The organism is Kribbella sp. NPDC048915 (genome assembly GCF_040649595.1).
In the GTDB taxonomy this organism is placed as follows: Bacteria; Actinomycetota; Actinomycetes; order Propionibacteriales; family Kribbellaceae; genus Kribbella.
The window spans coordinates 55,228-69,525 of sequence record NZ_JBEZFT010000025.1 but is presented as its reverse complement, the minus strand read 5'-3'; the positions used below and the strand labels follow the sequence as shown (position 1 = coordinate 69,525).

Genomic DNA, 14,298 nt, shown 5'->3' with positions numbered 1-14,298 from the left:
CCTGGTCGGGAAAAGTCTAGGTTGACACGTCAACGTGAGAGCGGCGGGGTTCATTCCCGGGACTGCCAGTGCCGGAGCTTGTCCGGATTCAGCACGATCCAGACCTCGGACACCTTCTGGCCGGTGACGTTCAGGCTGAGCACCGCGACCACCCGGCCGAGCATCCGCAGCACCACACCCGGCCGGCCGTTCACCGCCTCGACCGTAAGCACGGTCTCCGGGCCCACCAGGTGCGTCACGCACCGGGCGACCTGGTCGGCGCCGCGGACCCGATCCGTCGTCGCGGCCACCTGCCCGCCGCTGTCGCTGACCGCGACCACCTCCGGCGCGAGCAAGCTCCGGACCGCCCCGGCACTGCCCGCACGGCACGCGGTCGCGAAGCGGTGCACAACAGCGTGGTCGCCACGCTTCATCACGTCGGCACCTCAGGCGACCGCCGACAGCTTCGCCGGGTTCAGCTGCCACAGCACCTCGTCGATCCCCGCGGCCGAGGCGGTCACGGTACAGATCGCGAACACCTCGCCGTCGCGGCGCAGCAGCGCGACCGCGCGATCGTTCGCCGTACCGAACTCGACCTCGACGCCGACCCAGAAATGGCTGTGGAAGGCCCGGTGGTACTTCGCCACCCGCAGTCGGCCGACCACCGGGAACTTCGACGCCCGCGCGGCGCCGCCGCCGTCGGAGTAACTGATCGCATCCGCAGCCAGCAGGTTCTCCAGTGCACTGAGGTCGCCCGATCGCGCCGCGGTGATGAATGCCGTGAGCAACGTTTTCTGCCGGCTCCCGCTGACCTCGGTCCGGCGTTCCGCGCGGATCCGCTTCCGGGCGCGGCTGACGAGCTGCCGGACGGCGGCCTCGCTCGTCTGCAGCATCGCGGCCAACTCGTCGTACGGGTAGTCGAACGCCTCACGCAGGATGTAGGCCGCACGCTCGGTCGGTGACAGCCGCTCGAGCACGAGCAGGACCGCGAAACTCAACGCCTCCCCGCGCTCGGCGCCGAGATACGGATCGGCGCTGGTGTCGACCGGCTCGGGCAGCCACGGACCGACGTACGTCTCCCGGCGGGCGCGCGCCGACTGGCTCGCGTTGATCGCCAGCCTGGTCACCGCCGTCGACAGGTACCCGATCGGATTCCGTACGGCGGCACGGTCCGCGGCCTGCCAGCGCAGCCACACCTCCTGGACCAGATCCTCCGCCTCGGCATGACTGCCCAGCATCCGGTACGCGATCCCCATCAAACGGGGCCGCACCTCGTTGAAGGCGGCGACCCCGTCGTCGGGTTGTTCGGTGTTCTCGGGGATCTCAGGCATCAGCGGGAGGATACGGCTCCGGCTCGCCCTCCAGCGCGTGGATCGCGCTGTGCAGGCTGTTCAGATCGGCCGCCTCGGCCTTGAGCTCGAACGGATCGATCAGCCACTCCCCCGGCGACTCCTGCTCGGGCGGCGTGACGGCCGCGTTCCGGGCGAGCTCGGTCTCGACGGCCGCGTCGAGGTTCCGGAGGAACTCGTGGTCGGGGCCCATCGTCATCGCCCGGCCTGGGTCGCGTACCAGTCGGCGTAGTGCACCTGGCCGAGCGTCGCCGCACCGAGCGGCACCAGGCTGCGCTCGGTCAGCTCGGAGCCGAAGTACCGGGCGTGCGGGTCGGAGACCACCTCGCGGGTGTCGCCGCGCTCGGCCAGCGCCGTGCGGAAGAACTCGTCCATCCGGACCTCGTCGGGGCCCGCGATGTCGATCCGGGTGTTGAGCGGCGTACCGACCGCGGTCCGGCCGAGGATCGCCGCCACGTCCTCGGCCGCGATCGGCTGCCAGGCGACCGGCGCGATGTGCACCTTGCCGTCGTCCCAGGTGCCCTCGTCCGCGATCCCGCCGACGAACTCGAAGAACTGGGTCGCGTGCACGAGCGAGAACGGGATGCCCGAGCCCTCGATCAGCTTCTCCTGGGCGATCTTCGCGGCGAAGTAGTGGTTGTCGGCCAGCCGCTCGGTGCCGACGATCGAGATGCCGACGTGGTGCTCGACACCGGCCGCGTCCTCGGCGTCCAGCACGTTCCGGGTCGAGGTGGTGAAGAACTCCATCACCGGCCCGGCCTCGAACGACGGCGAGTTGGCCACGTCGACGACCGCGTCGGCGCCCTTGAGGACCTCCGCCAGGCCCGCACCGGTGATCGTGTTCACCCCGGTGCTCGGAGCGGCCGGGACCGCCTCGTGGCCGTGCTCGGTGAGCTTCGCCACCAGCTTGGTACCGATCAGGCCGGTGCCGCCGATCACGACGATCTTCATCGCAGTCCCCTTCAGTTGGATGTGAGCTGTCACGAGGTAAGACAGGGCACCTGCCCCGGCTGTGACAGCCCGGCCGCGAAAAGTCCTGCTCCTAAGCGGTGAGCGCGGAAAAGTCCTGCAGGGTCGCCCGGATGACGTCACCGATCGGTACGTCGTCCGGCGCCGCGATCCAGCGCTCGAAGGCGACCTTGAACACCCCGACCCCGGTCTCGGCCGCCAGCGCGGCCACCGCGGGCTCGACGCCGCGATCCCGCAGCGCCCCGGCGAGCGCAGTCGTCAGCGAGGCCATCTTGATCAGCTCGCGCTCCCGCAGCTCGGGCGTCGACGCGATCACCGCGGCCCGCCGGCGCGCGTCCTCCCGCGGCAGGTCGGCGAAGTAGTCGGCCGACGCGAGCACGGCGGCCGTGACCGCTGCCATCGGCGACGCGTCCGCCGGCGCCGCGGCCAGGGCGGCGACCAGGTGCTCCTCGAGCTGCTCGGAGCCGCCGAACAGCACCTCGCGCTTGTCGGCGAAGTGCCGGAAGAACGTCCGAGCGGTGACACCGGCGCGGTCCGCGATCTCGGCGACAGTCGTTCGGTCGAAGCCGCGCTCGGCGTACAGCTCCATCGCCGCGACGCGCAGCCGTCCGGCCGCTCCTGGCTCCCACCGTCCCATGCCTCGATCCTAGCCTGATGTCATCGAGTGACATGAGGCTGTAGGGTGAGTGATGTCAGTCAATGACATCACTGGGAAGGAACTCTCGATGCGCGTCTTCATCACCGGAGCCTCCGGTCACGTCGGCTCGGCGCTGGTCCCCGAACTCCTGCACAACGGTCATCAGGTCCTCGGCCTGGCCCGGTCCGACGAGTCGGCGAAGCGGCTGACCGGCTGGGGCGCCGAGGTCGTCCGCGGCGACCTGCACGACCTCGATCGGCTGCGCGCGGCGGCTGCCGCCGCGGACGGAGTCGTCCACCTCGCGTTCCGCCACGACGCCATGCAGGCGGGCGACCTGGCCGGTGCGGCGGAGTCCGACCTCGCTGCCTTGCGGGCGATCGGCGACACCTTGGCCGGCACCGGCAAGCCCCTGGTCAGCACGTCGGGAACCGCCATGCTGGCCGACGTCGCTCGCGGACGAGTGGCGACCGAGGAGGACTTCGAACCGGCCGGCGGGTATCGCGTCGATGCGGAGAACTACGTCGTCGAGCTGGCCGCCAAGGACATCCGCTCATCGGCCCTGCGGCTGCCGCCGATCACGCACAGCCGGCTCGATCAGCACGGCTTCGCGCCGACGCTGATCGGCTTCGCCCGGCGGCACGGATTCGCCGCGTACGTCGGCGACGGGACCAACAAGTGGTCGGCAGTGCACACCCTGGACGCCGCGCGGCTGTACCGGCTCGCGCTCGAATCCGCACCGGCAGGCAGCCGGCTGCACGCGGTGCAGGACGAAGGCATCGAGTTCCGGACGATCGCCGAGGCCATCGGTCGCGAGCTCGGGCTGCCGACGCGTTCGGTCAGCGCCGACGAGGCACCGCAGTACCTGGGATTCCTGGCGCACTTCGCGGCGATGGACGTCCCGACGTCCGCGGCCCGGACGAGTGAACTGCTCGGTTGGCAGCCCACCCATCCGGACCTGCTGGCGGATCTCGCCGCGGGGTTCTACTTCACCGAACCCGCGGTGGGCTAGTCAGACCTTCAGGACCGGCGCGATCGTCTTGGAGCGCGAGCCTTCGTACGCGGCGAGCAGGATGCCGAGGACCGCGATCCCTTCCTCCTCGGTGTGCAGCGGACGCTGCTTGCCGATCAGCGAGTCGGCGAAGTGGCCGACCTCGGCAACGAAGGTGTCCACCGGCTCGAACTCGAAGGTCTCGCTCTCCCCGGAGCGCAGCTGGTACGACAGCGTGGTCCCGTCGCTGGTCAGTGAGCCGAGTTCGCCGACCACCGAGAACCGCTCGGTGCCGGCGGCCGGCTGGTAGGCCCAGCTGGTCACCAGCTGGCCGACCACACCGTTGTCGAAGCGGATCAGCACCTGGGCCGAATCCTCGCCCTCCATGAACTTCAACCGGTGCGTGGAGAGCATCGCGGTCGCCTCGACCGGCAGCCCGCCGGCGAGGTGCAGCATCAGATACGTGGGGTGGTACCCGGTGTCGATGAGCTCGCCACCACCACTGGTCTTGCTGCTCGCCCGCCAGCCCATCGACGTCGGGTCGAAGTCGTTGTAGAAGCTGTCGGTGGTGCGCACCTCGTACACCGTGCCGAGCGTCCCGGCCTGCAACAGCTCCCGGGCCTTCGCCACGGCCGGCATGAACAGCTGGTTGTGCGCGCACATCAGCGTCACGCCGTTCTCGGTGACGGCCTTGCGCACCGCCGCCGCCTCCTCGGCCGTCAGGCACAGCGGCTTCTCGCAGAGGATGTGCTTGCCCGCCTCGGCGGCCGCGACGATCGCGTCCTCGTGCAGGTGGTGCGGCAGGCAGATGTCGACCGCATCCAGCTCCTCGTTCGCGAGCATCTCGCGGTAGTCCGTGTACGCCGCCGCGTCCAGCTCCGCGCCGCGCTTCTTCGCCGTCTCCTCGACGGCGTCCGCGACCGCGGTGATCGTGATCCGGTCCGCGTGTGCGCGGTAGCCCTTGATGTGCGCCGACGCGATCCCGCCGGCGCCGATGAGTCCGACCTTGATCATGAGCGGCTCCTTCAGCTGTAGGAAATGACGCGGTTGGACTCGGCTGCCGCGTTCGCTGCCACCACCAGGCGTGTCAGCTGCACGGCCCGCTCGATGTTCTCGTCCGCGCGGGTGTCGTTGACGATGTGGTCGACCCACTGCGCGAACGGATCCGGCGAGTGTTCCGGTACGTCGACCTGCTCGCCGTTCACCAGCAGCACGTTGCCGCGGTCGGTGTAGGTCAGGGTGCCCTCGGTACCGAACAGCTCGATCGTGAACGGGTTGCTGCTCGCGAACCCGGCCTCGATCACGCCGATCTTCTGGTCGGCGTACCCGGCCACGACGACCGCGTTGTCCTCGAGTCCGAGGCCCGCGACCGAGCGGTACGTCGCACTCACGGTCTCCGGCTGCGCGCCGAGGAAGAGCTGAATCAGGTACACCGGGTGGCAGCCGAGGTCGGTGAGCGCACCGCCGATCGCGGCCTTCGGCTCGAAGAACCGCAGCGGCAGCCAGCCCTCCTTGCCGTCGCGGCCGATCGCACCGTCGTGCGACAGCCGCACGCGGCCGTACGTCACCCGGCCGAGCGTGCCCTTGTCGAGCACCTCACGGATCGCGGTCGTGTAGCCGTGCGCGAGCCGCGGCAGCGACACCGTCAGCTTCACGCCCGCGGCGTCGGTGGCCGCGACGATCTCCTCGGCCTCCGCGACCGTCGGCGCGAGCACCTTCTCGGTGTAGATGTGCTTACCGGCCTGGGCGGCCTTGACCATGATGTCGCGGTGTACGTCCGTCGGCGTCGTAATCACCACACCGTCGATGTCCGCACGCGCGAGCAGCGCGTCGAGGTCACCGGTGAACTCCACACCGAACTGCTCGGCGCCGGCCCGGCCGCGCTCGGCGTCGTCGTCCCAGACGGCGACCAACTCCGTTCCGGGGTGCTCCTGGGCCTGCCTGGAGTAGTCGCCGGCATGGACGTGCCAGAAACTGAGCGTCGCGATCTTCAGCGGGTTGGACACGCGGGTCCTCCTCGAGTGGGAACCTTCGGAAACGTTTCGGATCGAGCGTTCGGCGACTCACGGTACAACGTTGTCAGGAGTCCGCAACAGACCTCCGGCGCGCCCGTTCACACGGTGAGACCCGCGCGCAACACCGATGCTTATAGTTATCCAGGAGTCCCGGAGAAGTGAGGTGGCGGATGACCGAGGAACCGGTCGGCGGGGATCTCTCGCGGCTGCGCCAGCTCAACGCGGCCGCCGTTCTGCGGGAACTGCGCGGTGATCAGCCACTGACCCTCACCGAAGTGTCGAAGCGCACCGGGCTGTCGCGCGCTTCGACCGAGGACGTGACCCGCGACCTCCTCGGCCGCGGCTGGCTCACCGAGGTCGCGCCGGCCGCGGGCTCCGTCGGCCGGCCCGCCCGGCGGTACCGGTTCAACGCCGGCGCCGGGCGACTGCTCGGAATCGACGTCGGCGGTCACAAGGTGCTGGCTCTCGTCACCGACCTGGACGGCGAGGTGATCAGCCAGGCACGTCTCGACGTCGCTGCGTCCGCCGGACGGCGCGCTCGGCTGGCTGCGATCGATCGCTGCGTGACCAAGGCACTCACGAAGGCAGGCGCCGGGGAGATCTGGGCGACCGGGGTCGCGACGACCGGCCTCGTCGACGGCACCGGGAAGGTCATGCTGTCGGACTCGCTGCCGGAGTGGAGCGGCGTCGACCTCGCCGCGCACGTACGGCGCTTGGTCACCGGACCGGTCCGCGTCGAGAACGACTGCAAGCTCGCCGCGCTCGCGGAGACCTGGCGCGGCGTCGCGCGGTACGCCAAGGACGTCGTGTTCCTGCTGGCCGGACTGCGGACCGGCGCCGGGCTGATCATCGACGGCAAGCTCCACCGCGGCTTCGCGAACTGGTCCGGCGAGATCGGCGCGCTGCCGGCGGTCGGCTGGCAGCAGGCGCCGCAGCACCTGTACCGCTGGCTCGAGAAGACGGCGCCGGCCGGTCTCGACCCTGCGCATGACATCGAGCGGGTGTTCGTCGCCGCGCGGGCGGGTGACGACGAGGCGCTGGCGGCGGTGCGCGAGTACGTCCGCGACCTGGCTGTCGGGGCGTCGGCGCTGGTATTGACTCTCGATCCGCAACTGGTGGTGATCGGCGGCGGATTCTCCCGCTCGGCGGACGTGATGGTGGACCCGTTACGGCGGGAACTGGACCGGTGGTGCCTGCGGACGCCGGAGATCCGGGTGTCCGGGTTCGCCGACGAGGGCGTCGCGCTCGGCGCGGTCCGGTTGGCGCTCGACGAGGTCGAGGCGACGATCACCAGTGGGCTGAGGCCTTGACATAATTTTCCTGGACTCCATGATTATCCCCATCGCCACGCCCAGCGAGAGGAAGCATCATGATGCGTCCGTTCCGGCTGCCCGCCCTCGTCCTGACCACCGCCGCCCTTCTGACCGCCGTACTCACCACCCCCGCCCACGCCACGATCAGCGACGCGAGCGCCACCAACACGGCGACGACCGTCTCGTATCGCTTCGCGTACACCGGCACACCGCAGTTCGTCCGCGTGTACGTCGACACCGACCGGAACCCGTCGACCGGCTACGCCCAGGCCGGTACCGGCGCCGACTACCTGCTGGAGAACGGGAACCTGTACCGGCACACCGGCACCGGCTGGAGCTGGACGCTCGTCCGCGCAGTCAGCTTCGGGAACTCCGGCGGTGTCGCGCAGTGGACCGTCGAGCGCTCCGACCTCGGTGAGACTGCCACGCCGAACGACGCCGATCTGATTTTCCAGACGGAAGCTCCGCTCGAGACGTCGGCGAAGTACACGCACACCTACACCGGTGGAAGTGGCGGCGTCACCTACCCGCCGTCGGCCGACAACTTCGCGAATCCCGAGCGCGGTCTGTACCACCACACCGGCGACTGCGACAAGACGGACTTCTCGCTGTCGACGCTGCAGAGCTACCGCGCCAACGAGGGCATCTCGCTGGTGATGTGCGTGTTCTACCTGGCCGAGTACAGGAACGGTCCGATCGCGCAGGCAGCCCTCGACCAATTGCAGCAGCAGTTCAACACCGTTCGCGCAGCCGGTCTCAAGATGGTGCTGCGGTTCGCGTACACCACCTCGACCACGGGCGACGACCCACCGAAGGATCGCGTCCTGGGGCATCTCGACCAGTTGGCGCCGTACCTGAGCGCCGGCAAGGACGTGATCGCGATCGTCCAGGCGGGCCTGATCGGCGCCTGGGGCGAGTGGTACTACACGCAGAACTTCGGCAACGCGGGCGTCATCTCGGCAGCCGACTGGGCGAACCGCAAGGCGGTCACCGACAAGCTGCTGAGCGTCCTGCCGTCGGACCGGATGATCCAGCTCCGGACGCCGAAGTTCAAGCGCACCCTGTACTCGACATCCCCGGTCCAGCCTGGCGACGCTTACAACGGCAGCACGCTGTCCCGGATCGGGCACCACAACGACTGCTTCCTCGCCAGCGCCGACGACTTCGGCACGTACGAGAACCCGTCCGTCGAATACCCGTACCTCCAGGCCGAGACGACGTACGTCGCGATGGGCGGTGAGACCTGTGCCGTCAACGCACCACGCTCGGAGTGCCCGACCGCGACCGGCGAGCTGGCCCAGTTCCACTGGTCGTATCTCAACACCGACTACGAGCCGAACGTGCTGAACTCGTGGAACACCGGCGGTTGTCTCACCACCATCCGCAAGAACCTCGGGTACCGCTTCCGGCTCGAGTCCGGCACCTACCCGGCCACCGCCTCCCCCGGCGGCAGCCTCCCGGTCAGCTTCACGGTCCACAACGACGGCTACGCGACGCCGTACAACCCCCGCACCCTGCAACTCGTCCTGCGGAACACTGCGACCGGCAACACCTTCAAGCTCCCCATGACCGGCGATCCGCGTCGTTGGACCGCTGGTTCGTCCACCACCGTCTCGCAGACTCTCGCAGTCCCCGGCAACGTCCCGGCAGGGTCGTACGACCTGCTGCTGAACCTGCCGGATCCGCTCCTGTCCACCCGCCCCGAGTACTCCATCCGCCTCGCCAACCAAGGCACGTGGGACGCGGCGAGCGGGATGAACTCGCTCCTGCACACCGTCAGCATCAGCTAGGGAGACCCCATGAGACGAAGGCTCGCAGCAGCCGCCTGCGCGATCGGCCTGCTTGTCCCGGCCCAGCAGGCCGTCGCCGGCCACGCGCCGGCACCGGCAAGCACGCGCACCTATTCAGCCAGTGCCGAGGTGATCGCGAACCCCGAGCGCGGCTTCTACCACCACACCGAGACGCACTACCGCGCCGACGGCACCGGGTACGTCCCGCTCGACCTCACCACGCTGCGCAACTACCGGACGCAGGAGAACATCACGCAGATCCTGCGCGTGTTCTACCTGGAGAAGTTCGCGAGCCGGGACGTCCTCGACAAGCAGTACCTCGACCTGGTGCGGGCCGACTTCGCCACCGCCCGTGCGGCCGGCGTCAAGGTAATCCTCCGGTTCGCGTACGCACTGCCCGGAGTGGGCTGGCCGCCGCCGACGCCGTACGGCGACGCGCCGGTCGACCGGGTGGTCAAGCACATCCAGCAGTTGACGCCGATCCTGCGCGCGAACGCCGACGTGATCGAGGTGATGCAGACCGGCTTCATCGGCCTGTGGGGCGAGGGCTACTACACCGACCACTTCAGCGACCCGCAGGACCCGAGCCAGGTGTCGGACCAGAACTGGGCCGACCGCAAGGCCGTCACCGACGCGCTGCTGAAGGCGCTGCCGAAGGACCGGATGATCCAGGTGCGGACGCCGTACATGAAGCAACGCCAGTACGGCGTCCCGACCGGGACCGAGGGTGCGCTGACCGACGAGCAGGCGTACGACGGCTCGGACCTGGCCCGGATCGGTCATCACAACGACTGCTTCCTGGCCAGCGACGACGACTTCGGCACCTACCTGAGCGACCCGATCCAGCTGGACAAGGATTTCGTTGCCCAGGACACCAACTACCTGCCATTCGGTGGTGAGACCTGCGCAGTGAACCCGCCGCGGTCGGAGTGGGACGCCGCAGCCACCGAGATGGCAATGCTGCACATGTCGTACCTGAACACCGACTACAACAAGGACGTGCTCGGCAGCTGGGGCACCGAGATCGAGACCGCCAAGCAGAAGCTCGGCTACCGCTTCGCGCTCACGCAGGGTACGTTCACCGACCGAGCCCGGCCGCGCGGCCAGGTAACGGTCGACCTGGAGATCCGCAACGACGGCTGGGCCGCGCCGTACAACCCGCGCGGCGTCCAGCTGGTCTTCCAGGGCGACAAGCGCACCTACAAGGTCGACGTCCCGGCCGACCCGCGCCACTGGGCCGCCGGCACGACAACCAACCTGTCCTGGAAGGTCCCCGCGCCGCCGATCCCGGGCGAGTACAAGCTGCTGCTGAATCTGCCGGACCCGCGGCTGTCCACGCGACCCGAGTACTCGATCCGGCTCGCGAACGACGGGACCTGGCAGCCGACGACCGGCTACAACGACCTCGGCCAAACGGTCACGGTCGGCTGACCTGACAGCGTTGTGGCGGCCGGGGACGAACCCCGGCCGCCGTCGACGTCAGGCCGGCGAGCCGTGGGTGATGCCGGCCGCGGCGTACGCGTCGGCTTCGTCCAAGGTTTCGTGTTCGAGCAGCTGAGCCGCGATCCCGTCGAGCCTGGAGCGGTTCTCGCGCAGCAGGCGGCGCGCCTCGGCGTAGCACTGCTCGATCAGCCGCCGGACCTCCTCGTCGACGGTGTTGAGCAGCTGGTCGGAGACTCCCGCCATCCGCGCGTCGCCTTCGGACGGCAGCACCGACACCGGTCCGATCGCGTCGGACATCCCCCAGCGGCCGACCATCGAGCGAGCGATCCGCGTCGCCGTCTCCAGATCGCTCTCCGCGCCGGTGGTGACCACGCCCAGGACCTCCTGCTCGGCCGCCATCCCGCCGAGTGCGCCGATGATCCGGCCGCGCAGGTAGTCCTCGTCGTACCCGTACCGGTCCGCCTCGGGTGTCGACAGCGTGACGCCGAGCGCCCGGCCGCGCGGGATGATCGACACCTTGCGGACCGGGTCCGCGCCCTTCTGGATCATGCCGAGCAACGCGTGCCCGCCTTCGTGGTACGCCGTCCGCCGCCGCTCCTCCGCCGGCATCACGACGTTGCGCCTTGTACCGAGCTGGATCTTCTCGAGCGCGTCGTTCAGGTCCCGCTGGGTGATGTGGGACTCGCCCTGACGGGCCGCCGCCAGTGCCGCCTCGTTGAGCAGGTTGGCCAGATCCGCACCGGTCATCCCGGGCGTGGACCGCGACAGCGCGGCCAGGTCGACGTCAGCGGCCAGCGGCTTCCCGCGGGCGTGCACCTTGAGGATCGCCTCGCGGCCCGGCTGGTCCGGCGCGTGCACGGTGATCGTCCGGTCGAACCGGCCCGGCCGGAGCAAGGCCGGGTCGAGCACGTCGGGCCGGTTCGTCGCGGCGAGGACGACGACACCCTCGGCGCCGGAGAAGCCGTCCATCTCGGTGAGGATCTGGTTCAGCGTCTGCTCGCCCTCGTCGTGCCCACCGACCGACCGGGACCCGCCGCGGGCGCGGCCGATGGTGTCGATCTCGTCAATGAAGATGATCGCCGGCGCGACCTTGCGCGCCTCGCCGAACAGTTCCCGCACCCGGCTCGCGCCGACGCCCACGATCATCTCGATGAACTCCGAGGCGCTCGCCGAGAAGAACGGCACTCCGGCCTCACCGGCGGTCGCCCGGGCGAGCAACGTCTTGCCGGTACCGGGTGCGCCGGCCAGCAGGACTCCCTTCGGCGCGCGGGCGCCGAGCCGGCGGTACTTCCCGGGGTCCTTCAGGTAGTCGACGACCTCCTCGATCTCGGCCTCGACCTCGTCGATCCCCGCGACGTCGGCGAACGTCACCCGGACACTGCTCGGGTCGACGGGCTTCTTCTGCTGACCGCCGCCGCCGAGCAGTCCGCCCAGTCCGCCGCCGGCCCGGCTGCGCCGGAACAACCAGAAGTAGAACGCCGCGATCAGGATGAACGGGCCGAGCGAGATCAGCAGGTTCCACAGCACGCCGCGCTGGGCGACCACCGGTGTGGCCCGGACCGTGGCGCCGCCCTTCTGCAGTTCGGCGTACAGGTTGTCGTCGGCGAACGTCGGCCGCTCGGTGGTGAACTTCGTGTACGTCTGGCCGGACTTGCCCGGCACCGGCGCCGCTTCTTTCAGCCGCCCCTCGATGGTGTCGCCGCGGGAGAAGACCTCGGCGACGTTCTGCTTCTGCACCTGGGCGGTGAAGTCGGTGTAGGCGATCGTCTGCTCGGCGCCGGACATCTGGTCCTGCATCGTGGTGAGCAGGAACAGCACCAGGTAGGCGCCGACGATGTACGCCGCCCACTTCCACCAGCGCGGCCGGCGCGGCTTGCCGCCGTTGTCGTGTCCGGCGGGCAGCCCCTCGGTCCGCCACGGCTTGTGCGGCGGCCGCTGCGAGCCGTCGCTGTTCCCGCCGTTCTGGTCACCGGCCTGCCCGCGGTCGGCGCTGGACTCGTCCGTGGCCGGCGGCTCCTTGTCGCTCATGCTGCCCAACATATGTCGTGAACCGCCGTGGACCCAGCAACATCTCGAGCCGCAAGGCACCCGCGGGTGTCTGCTGGCAGCGGAAGGACCTTCCCGGCAGGCGCCCGATGCCGCAGGGTGAGAACGACGAAGGAGGTCATCATGTACATCGAGCAGCAGCCGCCCGGGATTCCAGGACCGGAGCGCCCGTGGCCGGAGATCCCGACGACGCCCGGAGTGCCGGGGGTGCCGCGCACCGCCGGACCGGAGCCGCGACCGATCCTGCCGTCGTGGTACGAACCCACCTCGATCTCGATCGAGCGTGAGCTGGCCGACCGACTGCTCGCCGAGCGGGTGATCCTGGTCGGCGGCCGCCTCGACGACGCACTCGCCAACCATGTCGCGTCGCAGCTGCTCCTTCTGGATGCCCAAGGCAACGACCCGATCACCCTGCACCTGTCCGCGAGCGAGTCCGGTCTCGACGCCGCGCTCTCCGTCGCCGGCGCGATCGGTCTGATCACCGCCCCCGTGCACGCCGTCGCCCGCGGAACGGTCCGCGGTGCCGCCATCGCCGTACTCGCCGCCGCCGCGCAGCGGGAAGCCCACCGGCACACCATGTTCGTCCTCTCGACTCCGAAGTTCACCGCGGACGGTACGGCCGGCCAACTGGCCGCACTCGCCGACCAACACGAACGGCAGCACGCCCGCCTGCTGGACCTCGTCGCCACCGCGACCGGCCGGTCCGCCGACGAGGTGGCCGCCGACCTCGACGCCGGTCGCGTCCTGTCCGCCGAGGAGGCCGTGACCTACGGTCTCATCACCGGACTGCGCTAGGAATCAGGAGAACGTGACAACCAACCGGCCGTTGGTTTCACCCGCGGCCTGCCGCTGCCAGGCATCGCCGATACCTGCCAGCGGTACTGTCTCGTGGGCGACGCCGATCTCGCCACTGGCCGCGTGCTGCAGGACGGCGGTGAGCGCGCCGGCGCGCTGCTCGGGCGTGAGGGCGTTGTTGGTGTAGCCGAGGACGCTCAGCATCTTGCTCCGCAGGACGGCCGAGGAGAACACCGCCTCGTCGGCCGCCGAGCCTCCGAGGTTCACCAGCCGCCCACCCGGGGCGAGCACCCGGGTCGCGGCGGTCGCGGCGGCGCCGAACACCGAGTCGATCACCACGTCGTACGTCGGATCGCCGAACCGCGCAGTCAGCTCGTCGACGTCACCGCCCAGCTCGACGACCTCGTCCGCGCCCGACTCCAACGCACGCTTGCGGGACGCCTCGGATCGCGCTGCGGCCACGACCTGCGACGCCCCGAGAACCTTGGCCGCTCCGATCGCGACCTGACCGACCGCGCCGCCACCGCCGAGGACCAGCACCCGCTCCCCCGCCTGCATCCGGGCCCGCCACGTCAGCATCATCCAGGCAGCGACACCGGACAGCCCGATGGCGGCCACCGCGGCATCCAGCACCGGTACGTCGATCACCACCAGGTCCTCATCCGGAACCGCAGCCCACTCCGCCAGGCTCCCGTCGCCCGCGGTCATCCCGGCTGACGTCGAGAAGAACACCCGCGTCCCCGGCGCGAGCGCCGACGACTCCTTCACGACGCCGACCCCTTGCACGCCCGGCACGTACGGCACGGCCGGCGGACCGAAGTACGACGTACCCGACGCGCACAGCAGGTCCAGCGGAACGATCGGCGCGGCCGTGACCTGGACGATCGACCGGCCTTCGCCGGCGACCGGGTCCGGGTGGTCGCCGTGCGACGGCGGTTGTCCGTGGGTGTGCAGTACTGCGGCGCGCACGCGGG

At 70.0% G+C, this 14,298-nt stretch carries 14 protein-coding genes; 5 read left to right on the top strand and 9 right to left on the bottom strand.

Translation table 11 applies throughout. The features are described 5' to 3' along the window. Positions 1–50 precede the first annotated feature (50 nt). The 5 genes from AB0B82_RS15980 to AB0B82_RS15960 form a co-directional block, all read right to left on the bottom strand. Positions 51–413, bottom strand: coding sequence for a hypothetical protein (locus tag AB0B82_RS15980; protein WP_360167881.1), 363 nt, complete (start codon positions 411–413; stop codon positions 51–53). Between the two features lie 12 nt (positions 414–425). Continuing rightward, positions 426–1,310 (bottom strand): RNA polymerase sigma-70 factor, encoded by an 885-nt coding sequence (locus tag AB0B82_RS15975; RefSeq protein ID WP_360167878.1) that lies wholly within the window; start codon positions 1,308–1,310, stop codon positions 426–428. Beyond that, positions 1,303–1,527 carry a hypothetical protein gene (locus AB0B82_RS15970; RefSeq protein WP_360167875.1) on the bottom strand — a complete coding sequence of 75 codons (225 nt, stop codon included), beginning with the start codon at positions 1,525–1,527 and terminating at the stop codon, positions 1,303–1,305. Before AB0B82_RS15970 ends, AB0B82_RS15975 begins: the two co-directional genes overlap by 8 nt. After that, a complete protein-coding gene (locus tag AB0B82_RS15965) occupies positions 1,524–2,279 on the bottom strand; it encodes an SDR family oxidoreductase (RefSeq protein ID WP_360167872.1) in 756 nt (251 codons plus the stop codon). The genes AB0B82_RS15970 and AB0B82_RS15965 overlap by 4 nt, the downstream gene beginning before the upstream one ends. A 91-nt stretch (positions 2,280–2,370) precedes the next feature. Further along, a complete protein-coding gene (locus AB0B82_RS15960) occupies positions 2,371–2,934 on the bottom strand; it encodes a TetR family transcriptional regulator (RefSeq protein ID WP_360167869.1) in 564 nt (187 codons plus the stop codon). 52 nt (positions 2,935–2,986) lie between these two features. On the opposite strand from AB0B82_RS15960, the gene AB0B82_RS15955 reads away from it, so the two are divergent. Next, positions 2,987–3,943, top strand: coding sequence for an SDR family oxidoreductase (locus tag AB0B82_RS15955; RefSeq protein ID WP_360167866.1), 957 nt, complete (start codon positions 2,987–2,989; stop codon positions 3,941–3,943). Here the strand turns inward: AB0B82_RS15955 and AB0B82_RS15950 are convergent, their stop codons facing one another. Both AB0B82_RS15950 and AB0B82_RS15945 read right to left on the bottom strand, forming a co-directional pair. Then, on the bottom strand, positions 3,944–4,936 hold the full coding sequence (locus AB0B82_RS15950) for a Gfo/Idh/MocA family oxidoreductase (protein ID WP_360167863.1): 993 nt from the start codon (positions 4,934–4,936) through the stop codon (positions 3,944–3,946). 11 nt (positions 4,937–4,947) lie between these two features. Continuing rightward, positions 4,948–5,928 carry a Gfo/Idh/MocA family oxidoreductase gene (locus AB0B82_RS15945; RefSeq protein WP_360167860.1) on the bottom strand — a complete coding sequence of 327 codons (981 nt, stop codon included), beginning with the start codon at positions 5,926–5,928 and terminating at the stop codon, positions 4,948–4,950. Between the two features lie 179 nt (positions 5,929–6,107). On the opposite strand from AB0B82_RS15945, the gene AB0B82_RS15940 reads away from it, so the two are divergent. Genes AB0B82_RS15940 through AB0B82_RS15930 form a run of 3 tightly spaced genes read left to right on the top strand, consistent with a single transcriptional unit; the run spans position 6,108 to position 10,471 of the window. Beyond that, positions 6,108–7,247: an ROK family transcriptional regulator gene (locus AB0B82_RS15940; RefSeq protein ID WP_360167857.1), complete on the top strand. Its 1,140-nt coding sequence runs from the start codon at positions 6,108–6,110 to the stop codon at positions 7,245–7,247. Between the two features lie 59 nt (positions 7,248–7,306). Next, positions 7,307–9,040, top strand: coding sequence for a DUF4832 domain-containing protein (locus AB0B82_RS15935; RefSeq protein ID WP_360167854.1), 1,734 nt, complete (start codon positions 7,307–7,309; stop codon positions 9,038–9,040). 9 nt (positions 9,041–9,049) lie between these two features. After that, positions 9,050–10,471, top strand: a complete 1,422-nt coding sequence (locus AB0B82_RS15930; protein WP_360167848.1) for a DUF4832 domain-containing protein — start codon at positions 9,050–9,052, stop codon at positions 10,469–10,471. 48 nt (positions 10,472–10,519) lie between these two features. On the opposite strand, the gene ftsH is transcribed toward AB0B82_RS15930, so the two are convergent. After that, complete coding sequence (gene ftsH / locus AB0B82_RS15925; protein ID WP_360167845.1) at positions 10,520–12,511, bottom strand: ATP-dependent zinc metalloprotease FtsH; 1,992 nt, start codon at positions 12,509–12,511, stop codon at positions 10,520–10,522. 141 nt (positions 12,512–12,652) lie between these two features. Here ftsH and AB0B82_RS15920 point away from each other — a divergent pair, with 141 nt between their 5' ends. After that, positions 12,653–13,324 carry an ATP-dependent Clp protease proteolytic subunit gene (locus AB0B82_RS15920; RefSeq protein ID WP_360167842.1) on the top strand — a complete coding sequence of 224 codons (672 nt, stop codon included), beginning with the start codon at positions 12,653–12,655 and terminating at the stop codon, positions 13,322–13,324. A 3-nt stretch (positions 13,325–13,327) separates the two neighbouring features. Here AB0B82_RS15920 and AB0B82_RS15915 read toward each other — a convergent pair whose 3' ends face one another. Further along, positions 13,328–14,293 (bottom strand): zinc-binding alcohol dehydrogenase family protein, encoded by a 966-nt coding sequence (locus AB0B82_RS15915; protein WP_360167839.1) that lies wholly within the window; start codon positions 14,291–14,293, stop codon positions 13,328–13,330. Positions 14,294–14,298: the final 5 nt, after the last annotated feature.